Below are 25,794 nucleotides of genomic sequence, written 5' to 3'. Positions count from 1 at the left end.
GGATGTCGCTATCGCCACACCAGGTATAGACAATGTTGTCGCCCGAACACGGCGCCCGGTGGCGCAGTCCGGGAGTTCCCCCGCTCGCACCATGCGTGCGGGGCCAGCGATGGCTCAACCCAGCCGTTCTTTCTCCTGCTGCAGCTGCTGCGCCAGCGCCTTCAGCTGCGGCAGGAATTGCTCATCGACCGGGGCGAAAGGCTTGCGGCACAGCGGCTCAGCTACCACATCCATGTAGTGAAGAACGCTTTTCAGACCGCGGAATACGCCGGTTTTAATCAACAGATCGATCGCCTTGTTGCATTCACATTGCAGCCTTTGCGCCTCGGCGATATCGCCGGCGCGCAGCGCTTTGACGATCCCCTGATAGCGCCAGCCCATAATGTTATAGGTACTGCCGATCCCGCCGTCGGCCCCCGCCAGCAGGCCGGAGGCAAAGATCTCATCATAGCCGTTGTAAAGGACCAGATCCGGATGGGCGCGGCGGATCTGCTCCATCTGGTAAAGATCGCCAGAGGTTTGTTTCAACGCCCCTACGCCCGGCAGGGTCACGAGGGAGCTGATCTGATCCAGAGTCAGCTTAACCCCGCTCAACGCCGGGATGTTGTAGACCACCATCGGTAAGCCGTTAGCTGAATCAATAATGGCCCGGTAGTGGGCGCAGTGCTCCTCGAAGCTGAAGGGGTAGTAGAACGGGGTTACGGCGGAGACGGCATCGTAGCCATAGCCTTCCGCCACCTGTGCCAGCTGCTGGCTTTCGAGCGTGCTGACGCAGCCGACGTGGGCAATCAGGGTCATTTTCCCCTTTGCTTCGTCGGCGACGATCTCCAGCACTTCCTGACGCTCTGCGCTGCTTTGCACGAAAGCCTCGCCGGTAGAGCCGCCGACGTACAAGCCATCGATTCCCTGACTCAGGTTGAAACGCACCAGCCGCCGCAGGCTTTCTCTATCCAGCATTTGTTGCCCGTCAAACGGTGTAAGCAGTGCCGCCATAACCCCACGTAAATTGACCGCCATATAAACCTCTTTATGCTATGCGTTATGATTAACTATGTACCTTTATACCTGTTATACCAGAACAGATAAGCAACAGCCCCATACAGAACGCTTAATATGCGATCTGCTTCACTAAACAACGATCCTGACGATCGTGTGAATTACTGACGCGGCTGTTTTTTCTGGCCGAAGGCGTGCCAGGTGGCGGAAACGCTATTGAGGTGGGTCTGCAAGGCGCGATCGGCTTCATCTGGGTCGCGGCGACGAATAGCCGCTACGATATCGATATGCTGTTGATAGCTTACGTTATTATGCTCGTGCAGCTCGTGCTCAGGTACTTTAGGACGCGCGGCGATCAGCCAGTCCAGCAGGGCGACATGGATAGCCAGGAAGATCGGATTGCCGGGAATCTCCGCCAGGACGCGGTGAAATTCGACGTCAGAACGAATAAACAGCGCGTTATCATCCAGCGACTGGCTATTGATCTTCAGCGCCAGCTCCAGCTTTGCAATCTGCTCATCGCTGGCGTGTTCCGCTGCGTAACGGACCAGGCTGGATTCGAAAAACAGGCGCAGCTGTTCAAAATGCGCGATCCCGCCTGGGTGGGCGAGAAAATCCTTCGCCATCCCCGAGAGTTCACCGATGATGGTGTCGGCAGAAGGCCGGGAGACGCGGGCGCGTTCGCCGTTGCTGATCTGCACCAATCCTTTACGCTTTAAGGCGGCCAGCGCCTCACGCACGGAGGGACGGCCGACGTTGAAGAAGGTCATCAGCTCACGCTCAGAAGGTAACTGCTCACCTTCGGTAAACTCGCGACGGCGGATCATATTCTCGAGCTCTTCTTCCACCATTTCCGACAGTTTTTTTCGCGCCAGAGGACGGCGGCGCAGGCTGCTGCCGATTGCGGATGAACTCTCTTCAGTCTGGGGATCAAATGCGCTCATAGGGACCATGTGTGATTGGTGACAGCAAGTGACGACCGTACCATCTTAACACAACAATTGTATGCTGGCGGCGTAGATAACAGAACAGGCCCCGAAGGGCCTGCAATCTGTATATCCATGATGCGGGATTATTTCACGACGCGCAGCGCCGGACGCCCGCCGCGCGATGGCGGCGGCGTATCATCAGGATCGTCCTCGTGATCATCCGGCTTATCACCGTCGATCACCGACATGACCGTTTCATTCTCATTGCCTGATGAGGCTTCGTCATCATTCAGGGTGGTGACGTCTTCATCATAGGCGGCTTCAGGTTCGAACATCGTCCCTGCGCCGTTTTCGCGGGCATAAATCGCCAGCACGGCAGCCATTGGAACAGAAACGTTGCGCGGAACACCGCCGAAGCGCGCATTGAAACGCACTTCGTCATTCGCCAGTTCCAGATTACCTACGGCACGCGGCGCAATATTGAGCACGATTTGCCCGTCGCGCGCGTACTCCATCGGAACCAGTACGTTCGGCAGTGTCACATCCACAACCAGATGTGGAGTCAGCTGGTTATCCAGCAGCCACTCATAGAACGCCCGCAGTAAGTACGGGCGACGCGGCGTTAGCTGCGATACATCCATCGGTTAGCCCCGACCGAGACGCATTTCACGCTCGGCTTCAGTTAAAGAAGCGAGGAAGGAATCACGTTCAAAGACGCGAGTCATATAGCCCTTGAGCTCTTTCGCGCCGGCACCAACAACTTCAACACCGAGAACCGGCAAACGCCACAGCAGCGGCGCCAGATAGCAATCAACCAGGCTGAACTCATCGCTCAGGAAGTAAGGTTTTTGCGTAAAGACCGGCGCAATCGCCTGCAGCTCTTCACGCAGCTGCTTACGCGCGGTATCCGCTTGCGCGGCGGTACCGGTCTGAATGGTATTCATCAGCGAATACCAGTCTTTTTCGATGCGTTGCATGTACAGACGGCTTTCTCCACGCGCCACCGGATATACCGGCATTAACGGCGGATGTGGGAAACGCTCATCCAGATATTCCATAATGATGCGGGATTCCCACAGAGTGAGCTCACGATCCACCAGCGTAGGTACGCTTTGATTCGGGTTGAGGTCAATCAGATCCTGAGGTGGGTTGTCCTTCTCCACGTGTTCTATCTCAAAACTAACACCTTTTTCTGCCAGCACGATGCGGACTTGGTGGCTATAGATGTCAGTAGGACCAGAAAACAGCGTCATTACCGAACGTTTGTTGGCAGCGACAGCCATGAAAACCTCCAGGTATATTCAGAATTTTTGTACTGCTACCAGCCACGCGTGGCCAGCCAGATGTAAAAACCCCATTCGCGTGAACGTCATTCCCGTTGATGCAAAAAATGAACAATCACCAGCATTTGGGCAGAAAATTGGATGATAGTTTACCAGATCTTGAAGGCGTTGTGGTGAGGGGATTCTGGAAATGCTGAAAAAGTGGTAAGAACAGGCGATTTGCTTGTGGATAACGGGGGATTTATTCATAAAAAAACCCGCCGAAGCGGGTTTTTTCGCAAATTGTTCTGCGTGAGCAGAAAACAATTAACGTTTGGAGAACTGAGGACGACGACGTGCTTTACGCAGACCGACTTTCTTACGTTCAACCTGACGAGCATCACGGGTAACGAAGCCAGCTTTACGCAGTTCGCCACGCAGGGACTCATCATACTCCATCAGAGCGCGGGTGATACCGTGACGGATCGCACCAGCCTGACCAGAGATACCACCACCTTTAACAGTGATGTACAGATCCAGTTTCTCAACCATGTCGACCAGTTCCAGCGGCTGACGAACTACCATGCGGGCAGTTTCACGACCGAAGTACTGTTCCAGAGAACGCTGGTTGATAACGATTTTGCCGCTGCCTGGTTTGATGAAAACGCGAGCTGCGGAACTTTTGCGGCGACCAGTGCCGTAATATTGATTTTCAGCCATTGCCTATAATCCCGATTAGATGTCAAGAACTTGCGGTTGCTGTGCCGCGTGGTTGTGCTCGTTACCCGCGTAAACTTTCAGTTTACGGTACATAGCACGACCCAGCGGGCCTTTTGGCAACATGCCTTTAACCGCGATTTCAATCACACGCTCAGGACGGCGAGCAATCATCTCTTCAAAGGTCGCTTCTTTAATACCACCGATGTGACCGGTGTGATGATAGTACATTTTGTCTTCGCGCTTGTTGCCGGTAACAGCCACTTTTTCTGCGTTCAGAACGATGATGTAATCACCAGTATCTACGTGCGGAGTGTATTCCGCTTTATGCTTACCGCGCAGGCGACGAGCCAGTTCAGAAGCCAGACGGCCCAGAGTTTTACCGGTCGCGTCAACAACATACCAGTCGCGCTTTACGGTTTCTGGTTTAGCTGTAAAAGTTTTCATTAAAAGCTTACCCAAATAATAAGTTACACGTTGGTGAACACCCAAACGTTTAGTCAGTTGAGGTTCACACGACATTGTCCAGCAAACCTACCCCTTCGAATAGCCTATGCCGGCACTATAGAAAGTTTTGGGAAAAAAACCTTCTTGTAACGTGGGGTCGCAAGATTATAGAGAAGTCGGGGCCAAAGATCGACCCCTTTATGTGATTTGGACCTGGTTTTTTCGCCAGGTCCGCGCCGCCGATTTTCCCTGCCCCACCGGCCAGAGCGGGCATGGAAAAGGCGGGGTTTCAGGGCATATGCGGGCGCTTCAGATACTCTTCGCTCTGCATTTCCTGCAGGCGCGACAAACAGCGCTGGAACTCAAACTTCAGGCGTTCCCCCTGATAAACGTCATACAGCGGCACCGCCGCGCTGACCACCAGCTTGACGTGGCGCTCGTAGAACTCATCCACCAGGGCGATAAAACGCCGGGCTTCGCTTTCCAGCTGCGGGGTCATCACCGGAACATCGAACAGCATCACGGTATGGAACTGGCGCGAAAGCGCAATGTAGTCGTGCTGGCTGCGCGCATCGACGCATAGCGTGGCAAAGGAGGCCGCCAGGGTCTGGTTCTCGACCCCTAACGTCGGCAGCGGACGGTGATTAATCTCCAGCGTCGGCATCTGCTCACGCTTCGCCCCCGCCAATGCCAGCCACAGTTTATCCATCTGCTGCTGCGTCTGCGCGTTGAGCGGCGACAGCCACAAATGCGCCTGGGTTAAGGTACGCAGTCGATAATCAATTCCCGCATCGACGTTCATGATGTCGCAATGTTGTTTAATCGCATCGATTGCCGGCAGGAAGCGGGCACGCTGCAGGCCGTTGCGGTACAGATCATCCGGCGGGATATTAGAGGTGGCGACTAAGGTGATCCCGCGGGCAAACAGCGCTTTCATCAAGCCGCCCAGCAGCATGGCGTCGGTAATATCGGAGACAAAAAACTCATCGAAACACAGAACGTCGGTTTCCGCCTTGAAGCGGTCAGCGAGAATTTCCAGCGGATCGCTATGCCCCTGCAGGGTAATTAACTCTTCATGGACGCGTAGCATAAAGCGGTGGAAGTGCAGCCGCTGCTTACGCTCACCCGGCAAACTCTGATAAAACAGATCCATCAACCAGGTTTTTCCCCGCCCTACGCCACCCCACATATAGAGGCCGCGGACGGCAGCGGTATCGACAGTGGTCTCACGCTTGCCCAGCAGCTTGCCGAATTTTGCCCGCAGACCGCCGCTTTGCGGCGCCGGCGCAGGTTTATTCTGCAGTTCACGATAGATGGTATCGAGGCGGCTGACCGCTTCTTGCTGGACATCGTCAGGTTGATGGCTGCCCTCCTGGAGGGCTAAAAGGTAACGCGATGTTGGGGACAGGCTTTGCATGATCTAATTGTTATTCCTTGAAAACCGTAATGCCGGAGCTCACGATTGACGAAAAAAAGGCCGTTCTACACTACGCGATGATACGCCAGGATTCCACTTCTGTGGAATTAGCGGTTATAGTGGCACTATCGGGCGCAGGCGGAGAGCCTCATAGCCACCCTACGGAACCACAAAACAACGGGAGATGTACATGACCTGGGAATATGCGCTAATTGGGCTAGTTGTCGGTATCATCATCGGTGCCGTCGCCATGCGTTTTGGCAACCGCAAATTACGTCAACAGCAGGCGCTGCAGTACGAACTGGAAAAGAATAAAACAGAGCTTGAAGAGTATCGTGAAGAGCTGGTTAGCCATTTTGCCCGCAGCGCTGAACTGCTGGATAACATGGCGGATGACTATCGCCAGCTGTATCAACACATGGCGAAAAGCTCCAGCAGCCTGCTGCCGGACACCATGGCGGAAGCGAACCCGTTCCGCAACCGCCTGGCAGAATCAGAAGCCGGTAACGATCAGGCGCCGGTCCAGATGCCGCGCGACTATTCTGAAGGCGCATCCGGTCTGCTGCGCGGTGGCGCAAAGCGCGACTGATTTTTCGCTGACAGCAAAAATATTATCCGGGCGCGCTCCCTGCGCCCGCCTCCCCCCGCATTCCAGCTATTATTTAAGCATTGACCGCATTGTTAGCGGGTCGAAAATTCAATAACATCAGACCATTCGGGACGTTTTTCCATACACCTCAGGTTACGAGAGCCAGCATCTAATGAAGAAACAGACTTTGCTGTTGAGTGCGTTAGCGTTAAGCATAGGGTTATCGCTGTCGGTCTTACCTACGGCTACGGCATCGTTACCCACGCAGGTACCTGGCCAGGGGGCATTGCCGAGCCTTGCGCCGATGCTGGAAAAGGTACTGCCTGCGGTGGTGAGCGTACAGGTTGAAGGTACCGCAGCGCCGGTACAAAACATGCCGGAAGAGTTGAAAAAGTACTTTGGTGACAATGCGCCGCAGGAACAGGCTCAGCCTTTTGAAGGCCTCGGCTCCGGGGTAATCATCGATGCGGCGAAAGGCTATGTGTTAACCAATAATCACGTTATCAGCCAGGCGCAAAAAATCAGCGTGCAGCTCAACGATGGCCGTGAGTTTGACGCGAAGCTGGTCGGCAGCGACGATCAGAGTGATATCGCCCTGTTGCAGATCCAAAACCCCAGCCATCTGACGCAAATCGCCGTCGCCGATTCCGATAAGCTGCGCGTTGGCGATTTTGCTGTCGCCGTCGGCAACCCGTTTGGCCTCGGGCAAACCGCGACCTCCGGCATTATCTCGGCGCTCGGCCGCAGCGGGCTTAACCTCGAAGGGCTGGAGAACTTTATCCAGACCGACGCCTCCATCAACCGGGGTAACTCCGGCGGGGCGCTGCTGAACCTGAACGGCGAGCTGATTGGCATCAATACCGCGATCCTGGCTCCGGGCGGCGGTAGCGTCGGGATCGGCTTTGCTATTCCGAGCAATATGGCGCAAACCCTTGCCCAGCAGCTGATTCAGTTTGGTGAAATCAAACGCGGCCTGTTGGGCATTAAGGGTATGGAGATGAGCGCGGATATCGCCAGGGCGATGAATATCGACGTACAGCGCGGCGCCTTTGTCAGCGAAGTATTACCTAATTCGGGGTCGGCGAAAGCCGGGATTAAATCCGGGGACGTGATTGTCAGCATGAACGGCAAAGCGCTCAGCAGTTTCGCCGAACTGCGGTCGCGGATCGCCACCACCGAGCCGGGCACCAAAGTGAAGCTGGGCGTGTTGCGTGACGGGAAGCCGCTGGACGTTGAAGTAACGCTGGATAAGAGCACCTCCTCTACCGCCAGCGCCGACCTCATTATCCCAGCTCTGCAGGGTGCATCGTTGAGCGACGGTCAGATGAAGGACGGCACCAAAGGCGTCACCGTTGACAACGTCGATAAAGGCAGCGCCGCGGCACAGGTTGGTCTGCATAAGGATGATATTATCATCGGCCTTAACCGCGAGCGCGTTCGTTCTATCGCCGAATTGCGTAAAGTGCTGGAGAGTAAACCGGCCGTCATCGCCCTTAACGTTATCCGTGGTAATGAAAGCATCTATTTGCTGCTGCGTTAAGGCCCATTTCCGGGCATCGCCTGCAGTGCGATGTCCGGATAACTCGTGCTATGCTGCGCTTGTCCATCCATCAACGATACCTGCATCATGCCTGGAAAGTTATTACGTTCTATACTCATCGGTTTGATCGTCGGGGGCCTGCTTCTGGCCGTGATGCCCTCGCTACGTCAATGGCATCTGTCGACGACGACCCAGTACGATAGCGCGGACGAGTCGCCCGTCAGCTATAACCCTGCCGTTCGCCGCGCCGCGCCTGCGGTGGTTAACGTCTATAACCGCGCGCTGAATGGCAGCAGCCATAATCAACTGACCCTGGGTTCAGGGGTCATTATGGACCAGCGCGGCTACATTTTAACCAATAAACACGTCATCAACGATGCGGATCAGATTATCGTCGCCTTGCAGGACGGCCGCGTCTTTGAAGCGCTGCTGGTCGGTTCGGACACGTTGACCGACCTGGCGGTGTTAAAAATTAACGCCAACGCCGGCTTACCGGTTATCCCGATCAATCCGAAACGGGTGCCGCATATCGGCGACGTGGTGCTGGCCATTGGTAACCCGTATAACCTCGGGCAGACGATTACCCAGGGGATCATCAGCGCGACCGGTCGTATTGGCCTGAACCCCACCGGGCGGCAAAACTTCCTGCAAACCGATGCCTCGATTAACCACGGTAACTCCGGCGGGGCGCTGGTGAACTCGCTGGGCGAACTGATGGGCATCAACACCCTATCATTTGATAAAAGCAATGATGGTGAAACGCCGGAAGGGATCGGCTTTGCTATTCCCTTCCAGCTGGCAACAAAAATTATGGATAAACTGATCCGCGATGGCCGCGTGATCCGTGGCTATATTGGTATCAGCGGCCGTGAAATTGCGCCACTGCATGCTCAGGGCGGTGGCATCGATCAGCTGCAGGGGATTGTGGTTAACGATGTCGCGCCGGATGGCCCGGCGGCGCAGGCCGGGATCCGCACTAACGATGTGATCATCTCGGTGAATGACAAACCTGCGGTTTCAGCCCTTGAAACTATGGATCAGGTCGCGGAAATTCGTCCTGGCTCAGAAATTCCGGTGGTTATCATGCGTGACGATAAGAAAATCACCCTGCATATCGCCGTTCAGGAATATCCGGCGACCAACTAGCCATCATAAAAAAACCGGAGCCATGGCTCCGGTTTTTCCAGCACATCGTTATCTTATTTATTAACGAAATCTTCGCCCAGAGCGATATCTTTCTTCAGCGTATCCAGCATGCCTTCCAGCGCCTGTTGTTCAAAGGGACTGAGCTTACCGATAGTCTGACGCTCTTCGATACCATTTTTCCCCAGCAATAACGGCTGCGAGAAGAAGCGCGCGTACTGCCCATCGCCTTCAACATAGGCGCATTCTACCACCCCTTTTTCACCCTGCATGGCGCGGACTAAGGAGAGACCGAAACGGGCTGCCGCCTGACCCATGGAGAGCGTCGCCGAGCCGCCACCGGCCTTGGCTTCAACCACTTCGGTACCGGCGTTCTGAATGCGTTTTGTCAGATCGGCCACTTCTTGTTCGCTGAAGCTCACGCCAGCAATCTGTGACAGCAGTGGCAGGATGGTGACGCCGGAGTGGCCGCCGATAACCGGCACTTCGACGTCTGATGCGGATTTACCTTTCAGCTCAGCCACAAAGGTATTCGAGCGGATGATGTCCAGCGTAGTCACGCCAAACAGTTTGTTCTTATCGTAAACGCCCGCTTTCTTCAGCACTTCCGCCGCAATCGCCACGGTGGTGTTCACCGGGTTGGTAATGATACCGATGCAGGCGTGCGGGCTGGTTTTGGCAATCTGTTGCACCAGATTCTTCACGATACCGGCGTTGACGTTAAATAAATCGGAGCGATCCATACCTGGCTTACGGGCTACGCCAGCGGAAATCAGCACCACGTCTGCCCCGACAAGCGCCGGGGTGGCGTCTTCACCGGAAAAACCTTTGATTTTTACGTCGGTAGGGATATGGCTAAGATCAACCGCCACGCCCGGCGTTACCGGAGCGATGTCGTACAACGAGAGTTCTGAACCTGAAGGCAGTTGGGTCTTAAGTAGTAGGGCAAGCGCCTGGCCTATTCCACCAGCGGCGCCGAGGACTGCAACTTTCATCCTAAACTCCTTATTATGGTTAATATCGTCTTTCGTTACTCCGTCGCCTGGACCTTAATTCACAAGATGAACAATTACAATAAGTATGGTTGAAGAATGCGTTCTGGTGCGCAGCGATGCATCCGCTTCGCATTTTCATCCCTGAGACTGACCATCCAGCAAAACCGAGTACCGGATCGACTATTGGTTACAATACACCCAGCTCGCTCGGCAAAACAACACCATTCTCATAACATTTAATTTACTTTTACAGCTATTTACGCGCTGTGATGAAGGCATGTTCCTTATCAGGGTTATTTGCTAAAATATGCCCCCTTCATAACATTATTTACTTTATCCCCTTGCGGATTATTTGCATAAAAATTCATTGTTATGCATAATGATGTTGTTTTTACCACCATAATCTGGGTGACTTATGCGAAGTTCGGCAAAACAAGAAGAACTGGTTAAAGCGTTTAAACTGCTGCTTAAAGAAGAAAAATTCAGCTCTCAAGGTGAAATCGTCCAGGCGCTGCAGGAGCAGGGATTCGATAATATCAACCAATCGAAAGTCTCCCGCATGCTGACAAAATTTGGTGCGGTTCGTACCCGTAACGCCAAAATGGAGATGGTCTATTGCCTGCCTGCCGAGCTCGGCGTCCCGACGACCTCCAGCCCACTGAAAAACCTGGTGCTGGATATCGACTATAACGATGCCGTGGTGGTTATCCATACCAGCCCGGGGGCTGCGCAGCTGATTGCCCGCCTGCTGGACTCTCTTGGCAAAGCGGAAGGTATTCTCGGCAGCATCGCCGGTGATGACACGATCTTTACCACCCCGGCCAGAGGTTTCACCGTCAAAGATCTGCACGATGCCATTCTCGTTCTGTTCGAACAGGAACTCTAGGCGTCCCCCCTCTGGTCGCCACCAGAGGGCCCCCTCAAAAATGCAGCATTCCTTTAACATTTAGTGTGGTTTTTCGCCTCTATACATTCCTTTACTGAATGACAGAGTCAGAAGCGCACAAAATATCAAAATCACCTATCATTATGATTTTATTGGCTATAACCACCAATCCTGGCCAATAAATGACATTTCTAATTCTTATACGTTATAAAAAAGACAATTCTTTGTAATTATTTACGCAAACAATCATTAGCACGGTATTAATATTTTTAGTGATTAGTGTATACTTGATTTTGTGATGAGGGTCACGAAACGAAGAACCCTCAATAATAAGTTTCGACGAGGTGAACATCATGAAAATCAAAACAACTGTCGCTGCACTCAGCATCCTGTCTGTTCTCTCCTTTGGCGCTTTCGCCGCTGATTCTATCAACAGCGAGCAGGCGCAAGGTCGCCAGGCAATCGGTACGGTTTCCGTCGGCGCGGTGAGTGCTTCCCCGATGGATATGCATGAAATGCTGAACAAAAAAGCACAAGAAGAAGGTGCTTCTTCCTATCGCATTATCGAAGCCCGTACCGGTGACCATTGGCACGCGACGGCTGAGCTTTATAAATAAGCGTTAACAATTGTCGGTAATCAACTAAATACAAAATTTCCAGCGGCCCAGGTCCATAAGAAACCTCCCGCCGCTGCAACAATATGGTTGGAGTAAAAATTATGAAAAGTGCAATGATCATCGCATCCCTGGGCCTGGCTTCCGTACTCTCTTTCGGCGCCAGCGCCGCCGTACATCAGGTCAACGCGGAACAGGCGCAAAACCTGCAACCTATGGGCACCATCTCTGTTTCTCAGGTAGGCAGTGCCCCGATGGATATGCGCCACGAACTGGCGGCTAAAGCCGAAAAAGAAGGCGCAAGCAGCTACCGTATTATTGAAGCCCGTACCGGGGATACCTGGCACGCTACGGCTGAGTTGTACAAATAAACCCTCGTCGTCTTATCCGACGACTTGCCCCCGCCTGTCGGGGGCTTTTTTATGCCTGTCGGGCGTTAAAGCGTAACTCCCCTTCCAGCTCTTCTTCAGCTTCATCAAACAGCAATATTAAGGCGCCAAAACGCCGACGCTGCTTATCGCTTAAGTGAATAAACTCAATTTCGAGCGGTAATGGCAGCAGGCCGCCCATCACCGTCTCCCACAGTGAATCGAGATTGTTGACCTTTTCACGATTGAGCGCGAAGGTACGTGAAAACTCACGATAGAAATCCTGCTGTTCGGCTATGTCATCAAAATCAAATGTATAGATAGTCATCGCCAGCACCCTGTCAAAACCGCACCATTGCCACCCGTCCCGATACGCGATAGCCGCCGGGTCTTCTCTTTCTTCACTCCGGTACTGAGCGCGAACGCTCCCGATGATTAAGTATAGTGATAAAAAAACCGACGCTTCAGCGTCGGTTTTAGGGAGTTAGTGATTGGTGAAAGCGTACTGGTATTTTCGCAACATCTCCACCAGTCGCCGGACCGGTTCGGTTACCTGCGGCGATGCCTCCCAGACCTGCAGTTTTTCCTGATAGACATCCAGCTCTGCAAGCAGACGGGCGAAATAGCGACGCCGCTTATCATCGTTGCTGGCGGAAATCACATGGTCCGCGGTGCGTCGCAGCTGGCGATGGAATGCCGAGAGATCTTCGTTGACCGGTACCGGAGCATCCCGCAAACGTTGATGGGCAATAATCAGCGTCAATGCGAGGCGGAAACGGGCAATGTCATCGGGAAACTTATTCAACAGTAAGAACAGCTGCTGATAAAGCGCCGGAAGATGGTTCTCTTTACGACGAGCGGTATTGGTGGTCAGCGATGAGACCGCCGCCGAAACAAACTGATTCAGCAGCACGCGCCCGGTACGTTCCCGAGAGTTATCCCGCACCAGCAAAATCACCATCAGCGCCAGGAAACAGCCGACGATCTGTCCCAGCGCACTATCGAGAAACTGGCTGAACTGAAACTGCATTGGGTTGTCCAGCACCAGAATATTGATGGTACCTGCCAACGCCCCCATCGATCCCAGCCGGCGCTTCTGGACTTCAATCCCAATGAAGAATGCCATCACCGCCAGACTAATACACAGCAGCAGCATACTTTGCTGCGTCGCGGGCATGATCACGAGGAAAAACAACGCCCCCAGCGGTAGGGCTACCAGCATCCCGTAGAGGAAATCCAGCGCCACCATTCGCGGGTTCGGTAGGCGCATCGCCAGCGCGGTCACCACGGCGATCATCACCATCGCCCCGCTGCCGGAGGTCCAGCCGGTCCACAGCCAGAATAACGTACCGAGGATGCAGGAGATGGAGGTGCGCCAGAAGTTGACCATCGCATGATGACGTTCGGCGGACCCCGCTTTGATCACCACTTCATCCTGCAGAACGTCATCTTCAATCCGGCTGATTTTGGTATTGCCAACCACACCGCGTTTCAACAGCAGATAGCGCGTCGCCGCACCTACCCAGCTGTAGATCGTCACCGGCGTGTTGTGCTCCCCTTTCCAGGTCAGAAAGCGGCGCATCCTCTTCAGCTGCCGGTGGACGTCCTGCACGCTCTCAACCGGTTCGGCAAACAGCTCGCGATAATCATCGGTCACAATTTCCGGGCGTGAATTCTGGATTAAATAGGTTTCACAGGCCTGAGTAATCAGCGTCAGGGAGAGGGTGTTAATGGCCTTCAGGCGGCGGTTAACCTTTGCCCACCGCGACGACTCCATAATCAGGTTGCCGCGCATGCCTTCCAGGGCGCTAGTCCGGCGTACCAGCGCTCCCCATGCTTTGTCGACCACCTCGCTGTCGCCGTGCGCAATGCACAGTTGCATCAAGCGATATTGATCAATCAACAGGTTATCCAGCTCGAGATCGATCTCTTTTTTAATCGAACGCGGGGAAAAAAGCAGGTCCGCCACAATGGCGCTGACGATCCCCACCACAATCTCGCTGCAGCGCTCAACGGCAAACTGCGGCGCCAGCATCGGCTCGCTGTTGATGGTAATGACAATGATCAGCGCAGTGTAGCCCGCCAGGCCCCAGGCGTAGGAGTTTTCGACGCGCACCAGCGAGGAGATCCAGGTGCAAAACCCCGCCCACAGACAGCATACCAGCATCATCAACAGCGGCGCGCGAATCATCAGAATGATAATCGTCAGCGCAGCAATACAGCCGATAAAGGTTCCGACGATACGCAGCATCCCGCGATAGCGGATGGCGCCAGAATAGGGTTCTCCCCCGGCGGCGAATGCCGGACCGGCGGCAACGATAGCCGCCGTCAGCACCGCCCAGCGCGGGGTTTCCAGTTGAAAGTGGAAGCCGACGAATAACGCCAGCACCACCGCACACGCTAATTTAATGGCGAAGCGGAGGTGCCGGGGAGCAATGGTGAAGATCCCCATGGCGATTAACCAAACTCACGCAGGCGCATCGCCAGTTTCTGGAAAAAGTTCGCCTGGCGGGTATCACGATCCTCTTTACCGGTAATGACCACCGTCGCCGTCGTGCCCGATGGCCACAGGTTGCCCTGCTGCTGATCGAGACGAATACGCACCGGAACGCGCTGCGCCAGACGCACCCATTCGAGGTTAGAGTCCACGGAGGCCATCCCTTTGGCATCGCTGCTGCTGCTGGCGTTGGTCACCCCGGCGGCAATGCTGTCGACCGTACCTTTAATCGTGCGGCTGCTTCCCAGCGGGGTGATTTCCGCACGGTAGCCCTGGCGCACGCCTTCCAGCTTAGTCTCTTCGAGGTAGGCAATCACGTAGAAGGTGTTCTGTTTCACCAGCGCCACCGCCGTCGAACCGCGGGTAATAAATTCGCCGCTGTAAACGTTGAGGTTGGTCACCCAGCCATCGGCCGGCGCGCGGATAACCGTACGTTCAAGATCGAGTTTCGCCAGATCGCGGGTTGCCACCGCTTTTGCCAGCTGATGCTCCACCGTTTGTAATACGTTGTTGGCCTGGTCTATCTCCTCACGGGACATCGCCTGTATGCCAAGCCGGTTACGACGCCCGGCCTCGGTACGCTTTTCCTGCGCCAGGGTCTGGTAGTAAGCCACGTCGGCCTGAGCCTCTTCGAGGGCTTTCTGATAACGCGGCTGATCAATCACGAACAAAACCTGGTCTTTCTTAACCAGCTGGTTATCCTTGACGTCGACCTGCGTAATCAGCCCTGACACATCCGGCGCGATCGCCACGATATCGGCGCTAAAGCGTGCGTCACGCGTCCAGGGCGACGCGGTGTAATACACCCATGCGCGAAAAATCGCGACAAATGCCAGGATAACCAGTATCACAGTGATTGCGGTACGGAAGATATTTCTTGTTAGTGTTTTCACATCAACCTCAAACGAACAAACGCGATATCAGATAAAAAAGGCAGCAATATAACGCGGTATTAAAAAGTGCAGGGTGCCAGACAAAATCATAGATGCCGGTAGGAACCAGCAGGCGATGCACCAGCCAGAAAATAGCCAGTGAAATGAGCAACTCAAAGAAGATCGGCGGAAACGACAAGCCGAAAATCACGATGACAGGAAACAGACTCATGATGACCTTGATAAGAAGCGTACAGGTGGTAAGCGTAAAACGTTTATTATTTAGCTAACAATATAGTAACGTAACAATTGCAGCATGATCTATATTATGTGATCTAAATCACTTTTAAGTCAGAGTGAACAATGGAACGACTAAAACGCATGTCCGTTTTTGCCAAAGTGGTTGAACTGGGTTCATTTACCGCTACGGCCCACCAGCTCCAGATGAGCGTTTCTTCGATCAGTCAGACCATCTCCAAACTGGAAGATGAACTCCAGGTGAAGCTGCTCAACCGCAGCACCCGCAGCCTTGGCTTAACGGAAGCCGGTAAGATTTATTACCAGGGCTGCCGCCGGATGCTGTTCGAAGCCCAGGACGTCCATGAGCAGCTGTACGCGTTTAACAATACGCCCATCGGCACGCTGCGCGTCGGCTGCTCTTCAACTATGGCGCAAAATGTCCTCGCCCACATTACCGCCAGCATGCTGAAAGAATACCCCGGGCTCTCGGTCAATCTGGTCACCGGTATTCCGGCGCCGGATCTCATTGCCGATGGCCTGGACGTGGTGATCCGCGTCGGCGCATTGCAGGACTCCAGCCTCTTTTCACGCCGTCTCGGCTCGATGCCGATGGTGCTGTGTGCGGCGAAGAGCTATCTGCAGCAGGCGGGGTGCCCGGAAAAGCCCGCGGATCTCGCCAGCCATTCGTGGCTGGAGTACAGCGTACGCCCCGACAATGAGTTTGAAATTATCGCCCCGGAAGGGATTTCAACCAAACTGATCCCCCAGGGCCGCTTTGTCACCAACGATCCCATGACGCTGGTACGCTGGCTGACCGCAGGGGTCGGGGTTGCTTACGTTCCGCTGATGTGGGCGATCGAAGAGATCAACCGCGGTGAGCTGGAGATCTTGCTGCCAAGCTACCAGTCCGATCCGCGTCCGGTGTACGCGCTGTATACCGAAAAGGACAAGCTACCGTTGAAGGTACAGGTCTGTATTAACTCGCTGACGGAGTATTTTGTCGAAGTGGCGAAGATTTACCAGGGAATGCACGGCCGCGGGATCGCCCGCTAACGACAAAGCCAGGGAGCGGGTGAAAAACAGGTGCGCCTCCGCAGGCTGCGGAAGCGCATTCAGGACGATCAGGCGGTGCCGCCGACGGTGAGATTATCCACTTTCAGCGTCGGCTGGCCAACGCCGACCGGTACGCTCTGGCCCTCTTTACCACACACGCCGACGCCGCTATCCAGCTTCAGGTCGTTACCTACCATCGAAATCTGCTGCATCGCTTCAATCCCGGAACCGATCAGGGTCGCGCCTTTGACGGCCTTCGTCACTTTGCCTTTTTCGATCAGGTAAGCTTCGGAGGTCGAGAACACAAACTTACCGGAGGTGATATCAACCTGACCACCGCCGAAGTTGGGGGCATAGATACCGTAATCAACCGATTCGATAATCTCCTGCGGCGTGGATTTACCTGCCAGCATATAGGTATTGGTCATCCGCGGCATCGGCAGATGGGCGTAAGACTCGCGGCGGCCGTTGCCGGTCGGGGCGACGCCCATCAAGCGGGCATTAAGTTTGTCCTGCATATAGCCTTTCAGGATGCCGTTTTCGATCAATACGTTATATTGCCCCGGCGTCCCTTCGTCATCCACCGCCAGCGAGCCGCGGCGATGGGCAATGGTGCCATCATCCACCACGGTGCACAGCTCTGAGGCCACCAGCTCCCCCATATGACCGCTGAACACCGACGTGCCGCGACGGTTAAAGTCACCTTCCAGGCCGTGCCCGACCGCTTCATGCAGCAAAACGCCAGGCCAGCCCGCGCCAAGAACCACCGGCAGCATCCCGGCCGGCGCCGCGACGGCGGTCAGATTCACCAGCGCCATCCGCACCGCTTCTTTCGCCCAGGCATCAGCACGGACTTCTCCTTCCTCGGAAGCCAGGAAGTAGTCATAGCCAAAACGACCGCCGCCGCCGCTGGAGCCGCGCTCACGCTTGCCATTGTCTTCCACCAGCACGCTGACGGAAAGGCGGACCAGCGGGCGAACGTCCGCCGCCAGCGTGCCATCGGTCGCCGCGACCAGGATCAGTTCATAGACGCCGCTCAGGCTGGCAGACACTTCCTGCACGCGGTTATCGGCGGCGCGGGCCGCTTTATCGACGCGACGCAGAATATCCAGCTTCTCTTCGCGGCTCATGCTCTGCAGCGGGTCGATACTGGTATACAGAGAGCCGTATTCCACCGCCCCCAGGGTACGGACTTTGCCATCACCGCTGTCGCGCACGATGGTACGCGCCGCCTGCGCGCTCTGTTCCAGCGCCAGCAGGCTAATTTGGTCCGCATAGGCGAAACCGGTTTTCTCTCCGCTCACCGCGCGGACGCCAACACCCTGGTCAATATTGTACGAACCATCTTTAATGATGCTGTCTTCCAGAACCCAGGATTCGTGATAGCTCGACTGAAAATAGAGATCGCCGTAATCAAGACGGCGCTCGGCCAGCTGGCCAAGAATGGCAAAAAGGTCCTGATGGTTCAGGCCATTTGCCGACAGTAATTGTTCACTTACCAGGTTCAGACTCATCGTTATGCTACTCGTTTGTTGCCGCGTATCAGGCGGAAAGAGATACCCTAAATAGTTCAAGTTGCACAAAGGCGGCAAGCGAGAGAACCCCAGCAGCATAGAAAACTATGTCGCCAGGTGAACACGCGTAGCCAACGCATCTGCGGCTTGAAAGACCACGGGTATAGAACGCTATCTATTGAGAGTGCGATAATTCCCCGCAATCGTCAAATCATTGCTTTTTGTCGCTACGCGCCTGGCGCAGCACTTCATTGATTTGCGGCTGATCGATAGGACCGGTGATGCGATAGCGCAGGATAGACACTTTGTTCCACAGCGGCCCCAGCACCTTACTGGCCGCAAAAACGGCGGCGCCGACAATAGGGTTAATCGCAAAGGCCGTCGCTACGCCGACGGTCGCCGAAATTTCCGGCGCGACGACGGCCTGCAGGTCCAGCTGGCGGCGCACGAGATCGACCGCTCCCTTAATCGCAATATCCGCCTCCAGGCCATCCACCAGCGTATCATCGGTATTCAGCACGCCATCTTTAATCCACGCGGTGCTGCGGATCGAATCGAAGTAGAAACCTTCGCTAAAGGTATCGCTGAAGTCGAAGCGCAGTTTACGCAGCAGCGCATCGACACTCAGCAGGCGTAACAGTTGCCCGGCATGACCGGTGCTGATGTCGGTAAACTCGCCTTTTCCAAGATGGCTTTTCAACACCCCATTAAGAGACGCCACATCCGGCTGCCACGGCGGCGCACGCCAGTGCAGATCATAATCGACATCGAATGACGACCCTTTCACCGGGGTTGAAATACCGAAGAAACTGGCGAAGGCATCCGTTTTATTGCCGTGCAGTTTGCCTTTCAGCGAAGTCCGCACGCCGCCCGGCGCATTTACCCATACGCCATCGGAGGTGAGACGGCCAAAACCGGTATCCACCAGCCCGTTTGCCAGCGTCAGCGTATCGCCTTTAATCGAGAAATCACCATCAATGCGCCCATACTTTTGCCCCCAGAGCCAGCACTCCGCGCAGCGGAGCTGGAGATCAGGCCAGCCGCGGAAATCAATGCGCTTATCGGCAAAGAGGCTGGCGTCGCCTGTCGCCGGGCTGCTGTTCTGAGCGGTCGCCGGGTTGTAATAGAGGTAGCGAATCGCCGCCTGCCAGGGGGCGTTTTTACGCATCGTCAGCGAGGCGTTAATTTCTCGCCCCTGGGCTTCAACCTTCGAGCCGCCGGCATCGGGCTGAGCGACCAGACTCACATTGTTCCAGTTTTGGCCGGCAAACGTCAGCGTCGGCGTCCGTAAGGTGATGCGTTGCGGGAAAAGGATATTGCTACTCACCTCATTGACGGCGCCGCCCTGGAAAAGGGCCAGCCACTCCGCACCATCCATCGGCGGCATATTCAGCTCCACGCCCGCCTGATCCGGCAGCGGAGAGATCGCCTTGCTATCCGAGGTCAGAATCGCCCGATCCAGCGTCAGCTTGCGATTCAGCAGCCAGCGGCTGTTGATATGGTTTTTCCCGCCGATGGCGCCGGTCAGATTGAAACTGTTGAGTCCGCCCTCGACGTTGATTTTGACCGGCAGCGGCTCACCCGCCTTTTTATCGACCGGTGAAGGTAAGTGACTACTTACATTTTTCAGATCGCCGTTGATATCGACTTTATAGCTCGCGCCGCCGTGATACGGTAGCTCAATGGCGACCTTGCCCTCCCACGGCACGCTACCGCTCAGCGCATCCTCAACCGCTTTTGGCAGCAGACCGGTACGCGACGGCTGCCAGTTCGCATTCATCCCGACATTGACCTGAAAGGCTTTCGGCCCTTCGATGGTGGCAAAATCAAGATTCAGCGGCTGATTAAACCAGCTGGCGCTCAGAGTTTCACTTTGCAGATCGCCATTCACAAAGCTGAATTTACCGGTCAGGTTGTTCAGCGTCGTATCTATCGGTTTGATAAACAGACTGTTATCTTTCAGATTCACATCGCCTTTGGCGGTGGTAAGCTCGCCATCCAGCGGAATATCAAGATGTAAGCGAGCGCTCACATCGCCATCTAACTGCAGCTCATCCAGCGCTGAGCCCAGCGTCTCTTTTAGCGGCGTCGCTTTGAAGTAAGGGCCGACCTCTTTCCCGGGGCCGTTAATATCGGCATCAATGAACAGTTTTTCCCGCGAGTAGTCCGGAATCACCGCATCAAGGTTGCTGGCGGTCACATTACCCAGCATCGCCTTATCGGCCTTCATCCATAACCCGTTATTGATGAAGTCCAGATTGATGTTCAAGCCGGTTAATGCCGGCCAGTCGGGCTGGAAAGCAAACGTGGCGTTGGTTAACGGTACCGAAACCTGGAACTGACCTTCGTTGTGAAGATACGGGAAGAGATGCGGATTGCCGCCGTAAACCAGAGTGGCGTCCATGGCCTGTCCGCCTTTAATGGCGCCGCTGAGATAATCCACCAGCTCTTTGCCCATCAGATTTTCCGGGAAGTAACGCCATGCCTGGCCGCCGTCATTGGTGCTGATTCCGGCCAGAATTCCCAGCCAGGGCTCATCGCCCTGCGGTTGTAGGTAGCGGAATCCGCCTCGCGCACGCACGCCGGTCGCCTGCACGTCAATGTTGCGCCCATCGAGCATGAAGCCTTTCTCATTCTTCACCCAGCTAAGGGTGGCGTCGCCTTTGACAATCTCCAGCGGAGCGCGAAAGACCGTGGCATAGGGCATTTTCGCCTGAGCTATGCTGGCATGCAGAGACCCGTTCTCCACGCTGCCGGCGATGCTGCCTGAGAAGTGCTCAGCCCCGGGCAGCAGCTTCCACTGTTTCCAGGCCAGGTCGCTCCAGCGGGCCTGGAAACGAGATTTTTCCGCCGCCTGCAGCGGAATATCCAGCGCCAGCAGCGTGATATTTCCTGCAGGCTGGGTGGTGCGCCATATTTCACCCAGTTCAGGGGCCAGCCTGTCGGCAAAAGGCAACAGCCCGGTCAGGCCGCTGAGATCGAGATTGCTGGCGCGAATACGCAGCTCATCGCTGCGCAGGTGGCCCTCTCCGCCGACGTCCTGCGCCGGGATCCACGCCATCGCCAGCGCACCGCGCGGCCAGGCTTTGCCATCAATGGAGATGCTAGTATCCGGGATATGGAAACCCCAGCCCTGTTTCTCACGAAAAATATGCGCCGTCAGGTTATCTACCGCCAGATGATGGGGTTGACTATCGCCCTGCCAGCTGGCGCCGCCTTTCTTCAGCCAGACGTCGCCGCCGGTGATGTCGCCTTTGTCGATCGCCATCCAGCCTTCGAGACTAAAGCGCGCGGTCTGCAGCGCGATATTGTCCTGCATCCAGCGGCCCAGCCATGGCTTAACGTCGATATCGTCCGCCTGGAGCCACACCCGCCCTTTGTTCAGCAGACCGTTTTCATCACGTAGATCCATTCGCACCTGCATCACCCCATGCTGACCGGTGAGGCTGGAGAGGCTCAGCTGTCCTTCCGCACGGTGGCGATTGTTGGTGTTCAGCCAGGTGAGCTGTGGAACGGCGAGTTCCGCGCGCTGACCGGATATCGTCAGGAAGCTCAAATGGCTGTCGCGCAGCGTAAAGTGATCGAACTGACGGAGAAAAAGATCGCCGATATGGTCGGTTTTCAGGCTCTCGCCGCCGTCGTTGGTCTGGATCGGCGAATTGGTATGAACCTGCAACTGCCAGAAGGTGAGATCGCGGAACTGCCAGCGCATATGCAGCAGGCTTTGCCAGACATCCAGCGCAAGGGTCACCCGTTTAACGGAGAGCTCGCCGCCATCTTTCAGGCCGGCGGTAATATCGCGAACGTCGAGAGTGGGGCCAAAATTCTCCCAGCTGGCCGTGAGCTTTGAGGCATTGACCGGCGAACCGGAGAGAGCGGAGATCTTTTCCAGCAGCTGCGGGCGCCAGGCGTCCAGCTGCGGCAGCACGAGACGCAAACCGCTCACCAGCAGTGCGACGATAACAGTCAATGTTGCCGCGGTGAGCAGTAATATCCCGGGCAGTCGCCTCACGCCTCTCTCCTTGTCAGACTTTTACACATCATCCGTCCGTTTGTCTCTGCGTCAGCGGCGCTCGCTCCCGTGACGAGACATCGCTTCTCTGTTGCCGAACGCCTGCACAGAGACAAACCCGATGATTACATCATAACGACATCGAACTGCTCTTGATTATAGAGCGGTTCAATTTGTACTTTGACCTGTTTGCCGACAAAGATTTCGACTTCCGCCAGCGCGTGCGACTCTTCCCCTTTCAGGGTTTCCGCTACCGCAGGAGAAGCATAGACCAGGAAACGATCGGAATCGTAGGCATGGTGCACCCGCACGATCTCACGCATGATTTCATAGCACACCGTTTCGACCGACTTCACCGTACCGCGACCGTGGCAGGTAGGGCAATCCTTACACAAGACATGCTCCACGCTTTCACGGGTACGTTTACGGGTCATCTCCACCAGCCCAAGCTGGGAAAAGCCGTTAATACTGGTTTTCACCCGATCTTTGCTCAGCGCCTGTTCTAATGAATGCAGAACCCGACGGCGATGATCCTCATTATTCATATCAATGAAATCAATGATGATAATGCCGCCCAGGTTACGCAGACGCAGCTGGCGCGCGATGGCCTGGGTAGCTTCAATATTGGTATTGAAGATCGTATCGTCGAGATTACGGTGACCAACGAACGCCCCGGTGTTGATATCCACGGTGGTCATCGCTTCGGTCTGATCGATAACCAGATAGCCGCCGGACTTCAGCTCCACCTTACGCTCCAGCGCGCGCTGAATTTCATTCTCCACGTCAAAGAGATCGAAAATCGGCTGGCGGCCGCTGTAGTGCTCCAGCTTGCTGGTCATCTCCGGCATATATTCGGCGGTAAACTCCATCAGCGACTCATAGGTCAGGCGAGAGTCCACGCGGATACGGTCGAGGTGCGCATCGGCGAAATCACGCAGCACCCGCTGAGCCAGCGCCAGCTCGCCATAGAGTTGATAGCGGGTCTGCTGACGTTTCTTACGCTCCATGACCTTCGTCCAGACACGCTTGAGATAGGCGGCATCGGCGGCCATTTCCTGTTCATGCACGCCTTCCGCGGCGGTACGAATGATAAAGCCGCCCTGCTCATCGCAATAGTCGGCAACGACTTTCTTTAGCCGCTCGCGCTCGGCTTCGCTTTCGATGCGCTGCGACACGCCGACGTGTGAAGCCCCGGGCATAAATACCAGGTAGCGGGAAGGCAGCGTAATATCGGTCGTCAGGCGGGCGCCTTTGGTCCCCAGCGGATCTTTCACCACCTGCACCATCAGATCCTGGCCCTGGCGTACCAGCTCGGAAATATCGCGCACGGTGAACTGTTTTTGCTCTTCCCCGGCGACGCACTCGGTATGCGGCATAATATCTGACGCATGCAGAAATGCGGCCTTGTCCAGGCCAATATCTACAAAAGCCGCCTGCATCCCCGGCAGTACACGACTGACACGACCTTTGTAGATATTGCCTACGATTCCGCGTCGCGCTTCGCGCTCAATATGAATTTCCTGCAGAATACCGCCATCAATATACGCAACGCGCGTCTCCGATGGCGTTACGTTAACTAATAATTCAGCCGTCATCTTTATCCCTTTTCTTCACGCAGTGAGTTAAAGTTACTCAGCAACTCATACGTTTCTACCAGCGGTAAGCCGACCACGGCGTGATAGCTACCATTAATCTTCCTGACGAAACAGCCACCCAACCCTTGAATACCGTATGCACCTGCTTTGTCTAAAGGTTCGCCGCTGGCCACATAGCCGGCGATATCCTGCTCAGAGAGCAGGCGGAAGGTCACTTCCGTCACCACCAGGCAATCCAGCGTCTGCTGCTTATCCGCCAACGCCACGGCCGTCATCACCTGATGGGTTTTACCGGAAAGTTTGCGCAGCATCTCTGCGGCGTGCCCGGCGTCGCGCGGTTTTTCCAGCACTTCGCCGTTAAGGGTGACAATGGTATCAGCTCCCAGCACCGGCAGATCGCGCGCAGCCATCGCTACGCCAGCCTGCGCTTTTTCTCGCGCCAGACGCGCAACATAATGCTGAGCGCTCTCCTGAGTACCGCGTCGTTCCTCAATACCGGGAACCAGACGCTCAAAAGAGAGCCCCATCTGAGTCAACAGTTCCTGCCGACGCGGAGAACCTGAAGCGAGATACAGAGTCGTCATATCAACCTTATTGCACCGCAAATTGCTGACGCACTTTACGCATGAGCAGGAATAACCATGGCCAGAGCACACCGTTTACTACACTACTCCAGAACACTTCCGGACGGAAAGAGACGTTGATCACTAAAAACTCTGCCCAGAAAACAACGATATCCACCGCAAGGGATAACATCATCACCACCAGCGCCTGCTGCCAGAGCGCCAGATTGCGGAACAGCTGATATTTCAGTGCCACCAGATAGGCGATGATACTTAACGATAGCGCACGCACGCCCAGCGTCGAGCCGCTGATCAGATCGAGGATAGCTCCCATCACGAAGCCCGTCCCCACGTTCACCCGATGCGGTAGGGCGAGGATCCAGTAAAGCAGGATCAGGAACACCCAGTTCGGCCGGAAGACGGTGAGATCCGCCGGCCAGGGCATAACCTGTAGCAATAGCGCGATAAGAAACGAGAGCCAGATAACCCAGCGTCCCTGGCTTCGATAACTTGCCACTATTGCCCCCCTGCAGGCAGAGGTTGCTGAGGCGGCGTCATGCCGGTGGCGGGAGCGGGCATTTGCGGCCCCATGGCGTCAGGTGCCGGCAGCACCTGCGGCATCATCTGCATCAGGCGCTCATTCGCCACGCGATGAACCTCTTCCGGGGTCATCGGGTTAGTGCCGTTACGATCGGCTCCCCACAGCAGCAGCAGATAACGCAAACGCTGCAGACCCGCCGTTGGACGCGCCTGAATGACCGTATACGCACGCTGCGTATCCAGCTTCACAGAAGAGACCACGCCGACCGGATAGCCTTCCGGGAAACGCCCGCCAAGGCCGGAAGTGACCAGCACATCGCCGACGCGAATATCGGTATTGGCCGGCAGGTGCTCCAGTTGCAGATCGTCAGTACAGCCGTTACCGGCCGCAATCACGCGGATATCGTTGCGCAGCACCTGAATCGGCAGCGCGTGCGTCGCGTCGCAGATCAGCAGCACGCGGCTGGTCATCTTCGCCACGGCCACCACCTGGCCGACCACGCCTTTGTCGCTGATGATCGGCTGGCCCTCATACACGCCGCTGGCGCTGCCTTTATCGATGACGACCTGATCGCTGTAGGGATCGTTAACCGTTGAGATGACCTGAGTCACCATCTTTTGCTCATCCTGGCGCAGCGGCGAACCCAGCAGTTCACGCAGACGCGCGTTCTCCTGTTTGTACTGACCCAGCATCAGCAAATCGCTGTTCTTCAACAGCAGTTCCTGACGCAGCGCGCGGTTTTCCAGTTCGAGCTGATCGCGGGTTGCCAGCGTTTGCGATACGCTGTCCAGCAGTTCCCGGGGACCATTTGAGATAAAGTAGAAAGGACTGACGGCTGTGTCCATGTACGTTCGAATCTGACTGAACGTACCCAGGCGGCTGTCGGCGATAATCACGCCAAGCGCCACCAGAACCGCCAGGATAAGGCGAATCTGTAGCGACGGGCCACGGCTAAAAATTGGCTTCATAGGCTATGCGTATTCTCGTGTCAGTTAAGACCGAGG

Annotated in this window: 25 protein-coding genes; 7 read left to right on the top strand and 18 right to left on the bottom strand. The window is 55.4% G+C overall.

Annotated elements, in window-relative coordinates; all coding sequences use genetic code 11:
- Nucleotides 1–114 precede the first annotated feature (114 nt).
- The 7 genes from nanA to zapE all read right to left on the bottom strand — a co-directional run bounded on the left by nanA (nucleotide 115) and on the right by zapE (nucleotide 5,768).
- Entirely contained in the window at nucleotides 115–1,017 is a 903-nt protein-coding gene (gene nanA, locus EDF73_RS12860; protein ID WP_132729521.1) for an N-acetylneuraminate lyase, read from the bottom strand.
- Nucleotides 1,018–1,157: 140 nt separating this feature from the next.
- Nucleotides 1,158–1,949: a transcriptional regulator NanR gene (gene nanR, locus EDF73_RS12855; RefSeq protein ID WP_132729520.1), complete on the bottom strand. Its 792-nt coding sequence runs from the start codon at nucleotides 1,947–1,949 to the stop codon at nucleotides 1,158–1,160.
- Nucleotides 1,950–2,068: 119 nt separating this feature from the next.
- A complete protein-coding gene (gene sspB / locus EDF73_RS12850; protein WP_132729519.1) occupies nucleotides 2,069–2,566 on the bottom strand; it encodes a ClpXP protease specificity-enhancing factor in 498 nt (165 codons plus the stop codon).
- A gap of 3 nt (nucleotides 2,567–2,569) precedes the next feature.
- Entirely contained in the window at nucleotides 2,570–3,208 is a 639-nt protein-coding gene (gene sspA / locus EDF73_RS12845) for a stringent starvation protein SspA (RefSeq protein ID WP_132729518.1), read from the bottom strand.
- Nucleotides 3,209–3,514: 306 nt separating this feature from the next.
- Nucleotides 3,515–3,907: a 30S ribosomal protein S9 gene (gene rpsI, locus EDF73_RS12835; protein ID WP_003025138.1), complete on the bottom strand. Its 393-nt coding sequence runs from the start codon at nucleotides 3,905–3,907 to the stop codon at nucleotides 3,515–3,517.
- A gap of 15 nt (nucleotides 3,908–3,922) precedes the next feature.
- Nucleotides 3,923–4,351: a 50S ribosomal protein L13 gene (gene rplM, locus EDF73_RS12830; protein WP_004868222.1), complete on the bottom strand. Its 429-nt coding sequence runs from the start codon at nucleotides 4,349–4,351 to the stop codon at nucleotides 3,923–3,925.
- Between the two features lie 289 nt (nucleotides 4,352–4,640).
- Nucleotides 4,641–5,768: a cell division protein ZapE gene (gene zapE / locus EDF73_RS12825; protein WP_132729517.1), complete on the bottom strand. Its 1,128-nt coding sequence runs from the start codon at nucleotides 5,766–5,768 to the stop codon at nucleotides 4,641–4,643.
- A 190-nt stretch (nucleotides 5,769–5,958) separates the two neighbouring features.
- Between zapE and zapG the strand changes: the two genes are divergently transcribed.
- From zapG to degS, 3 genes are all read left to right on the top strand, one after another.
- Nucleotides 5,959–6,357: a Z-ring associated protein ZapG gene (zapG, locus tag EDF73_RS12820; protein ID WP_132729516.1), complete on the top strand. Its 399-nt coding sequence runs from the start codon at nucleotides 5,959–5,961 to the stop codon at nucleotides 6,355–6,357.
- 172 nt (nucleotides 6,358–6,529) lie between these two features.
- Nucleotides 6,530–7,897 carry a serine endoprotease DegQ gene (gene degQ / locus EDF73_RS12815; RefSeq protein ID WP_132729515.1) on the top strand — a complete coding sequence of 456 codons (1,368 nt, stop codon included), beginning with the start codon at nucleotides 6,530–6,532 and terminating at the stop codon, nucleotides 7,895–7,897.
- Nucleotides 7,898–7,984: 87 nt separating this feature from the next.
- A complete protein-coding gene (degS, locus tag EDF73_RS12810; protein WP_132729514.1) occupies nucleotides 7,985–9,043 on the top strand; it encodes an outer membrane-stress sensor serine endopeptidase DegS in 1,059 nt (352 codons plus the stop codon).
- A 53-nt stretch (nucleotides 9,044–9,096) separates the two neighbouring features.
- Here degS and mdh read toward each other — a convergent pair whose 3' ends face one another.
- Nucleotides 9,097–10,035, bottom strand: coding sequence for a malate dehydrogenase (gene mdh / locus EDF73_RS12805; protein WP_132729513.1), 939 nt, complete (start codon nucleotides 10,033–10,035; stop codon nucleotides 9,097–9,099).
- A gap of 415 nt (nucleotides 10,036–10,450) precedes the next feature.
- Between mdh and argR the strand changes: the two genes are divergently transcribed.
- From argR to yhcN-B, 3 genes are all read left to right on the top strand, one after another.
- Entirely contained in the window at nucleotides 10,451–10,921 is a 471-nt protein-coding gene (argR, locus tag EDF73_RS12800; RefSeq protein WP_132729512.1) for a transcriptional regulator ArgR, read from the top strand.
- Nucleotides 10,922–11,274: 353 nt separating this feature from the next.
- Nucleotides 11,275–11,538 (top strand): peroxide/acid stress response protein YhcN, encoded by a 264-nt coding sequence (yhcN, locus tag EDF73_RS12795; RefSeq protein ID WP_132729511.1) that lies wholly within the window; start codon nucleotides 11,275–11,277, stop codon nucleotides 11,536–11,538.
- A 101-nt stretch (nucleotides 11,539–11,639) separates the two neighbouring features.
- Nucleotides 11,640–11,906: a DUF1471 family stress response protein YhcN-B gene (gene yhcN-B / locus EDF73_RS12790; RefSeq protein WP_132729510.1), complete on the top strand. Its 267-nt coding sequence runs from the start codon at nucleotides 11,640–11,642 to the stop codon at nucleotides 11,904–11,906.
- A gap of 49 nt (nucleotides 11,907–11,955) precedes the next feature.
- Here the strand turns inward: yhcN-B and EDF73_RS12785 are convergent, their stop codons facing one another.
- The 4 genes from EDF73_RS12785 to aaeX form a co-directional block, all read right to left on the bottom strand.
- Nucleotides 11,956–12,231, bottom strand: coding sequence for a hypothetical protein (locus EDF73_RS12785; protein ID WP_132729509.1), 276 nt, complete (start codon nucleotides 12,229–12,231; stop codon nucleotides 11,956–11,958).
- Between the two features lie 156 nt (nucleotides 12,232–12,387).
- On the bottom strand, nucleotides 12,388–14,355 hold the full coding sequence (gene aaeB, locus EDF73_RS12780) for a p-hydroxybenzoic acid efflux pump subunit AaeB (protein ID WP_132729508.1): 1,968 nt from the start codon (nucleotides 14,353–14,355) through the stop codon (nucleotides 12,388–12,390).
- Nucleotides 14,356–14,360: 5 nt separating this feature from the next.
- Nucleotides 14,361–15,293 carry a p-hydroxybenzoic acid efflux pump subunit AaeA gene (aaeA, locus tag EDF73_RS12775; RefSeq protein ID WP_132729507.1) on the bottom strand — a complete coding sequence of 311 codons (933 nt, stop codon included), beginning with the start codon at nucleotides 15,291–15,293 and terminating at the stop codon, nucleotides 14,361–14,363.
- A gap of 7 nt (nucleotides 15,294–15,300) precedes the next feature.
- Nucleotides 15,301–15,504: a p-hydroxybenzoic acid efflux pump operon protein AaeX gene (gene aaeX, locus EDF73_RS12770; RefSeq protein WP_004868260.1), complete on the bottom strand. Its 204-nt coding sequence runs from the start codon at nucleotides 15,502–15,504 to the stop codon at nucleotides 15,301–15,303.
- A gap of 131 nt (nucleotides 15,505–15,635) precedes the next feature.
- Between aaeX and aaeR the strand changes: the two genes are divergently transcribed.
- Nucleotides 15,636–16,565, top strand: coding sequence for an HTH-type transcriptional activator AaeR (gene aaeR, locus EDF73_RS12765; RefSeq protein ID WP_132729506.1), 930 nt, complete (start codon nucleotides 15,636–15,638; stop codon nucleotides 16,563–16,565).
- 68 nt (nucleotides 16,566–16,633) lie between these two features.
- Here the strand turns inward: aaeR and tldD are convergent, their stop codons facing one another.
- From tldD to mreC, 6 genes are all read right to left on the bottom strand, one after another.
- Nucleotides 16,634–18,079 carry a metalloprotease TldD gene (gene tldD, locus EDF73_RS12760; RefSeq protein WP_132729505.1) on the bottom strand — a complete coding sequence of 482 codons (1,446 nt, stop codon included), beginning with the start codon at nucleotides 18,077–18,079 and terminating at the stop codon, nucleotides 16,634–16,636.
- Nucleotides 18,080–18,290: 211 nt separating this feature from the next.
- Nucleotides 18,291–22,091 carry an AsmA2 domain-containing protein YhdP gene (gene yhdP / locus EDF73_RS12755; RefSeq protein ID WP_132729504.1) on the bottom strand — a complete coding sequence of 1,267 codons (3,801 nt, stop codon included), beginning with the start codon at nucleotides 22,089–22,091 and terminating at the stop codon, nucleotides 18,291–18,293.
- A gap of 125 nt (nucleotides 22,092–22,216) precedes the next feature.
- Nucleotides 22,217–23,686, bottom strand: coding sequence for a ribonuclease G (gene rng, locus EDF73_RS12750; RefSeq protein WP_132729503.1), 1,470 nt, complete (start codon nucleotides 23,684–23,686; stop codon nucleotides 22,217–22,219).
- Nucleotides 23,687–23,688: 2 nt separating this feature from the next.
- Complete coding sequence (locus tag EDF73_RS12745; protein WP_132729502.1) at nucleotides 23,689–24,270, bottom strand: nucleoside triphosphate pyrophosphatase; 582 nt, start codon at nucleotides 24,268–24,270, stop codon at nucleotides 23,689–23,691.
- Nucleotides 24,271–24,277: 7 nt separating this feature from the next.
- A complete protein-coding gene (mreD, locus tag EDF73_RS12740) occupies nucleotides 24,278–24,766 on the bottom strand; it encodes a rod shape-determining protein MreD (protein WP_004868276.1) in 489 nt (162 codons plus the stop codon).
- Nucleotides 24,766–25,758 carry a rod shape-determining protein MreC gene (mreC, locus tag EDF73_RS12735; RefSeq protein WP_132729501.1) on the bottom strand — a complete coding sequence of 331 codons (993 nt, stop codon included), beginning with the start codon at nucleotides 25,756–25,758 and terminating at the stop codon, nucleotides 24,766–24,768. Before mreC ends, mreD begins: the two co-directional genes overlap by 1 nt.
- Between the last annotated feature and the right edge of the window lie 36 nt (nucleotides 25,759–25,794).

It is taken from the genome of Klebsiella sp. BIGb0138 (assembly GCF_004342285.1).
GTDB lineage: Bacteria > Pseudomonadota > Gammaproteobacteria > Enterobacterales > Enterobacteriaceae > Klebsiella.
The sequence above is the reverse complement of the archived record's forward strand: the minus strand, read 5'-3'. Positions and strand labels throughout refer to the sequence as shown.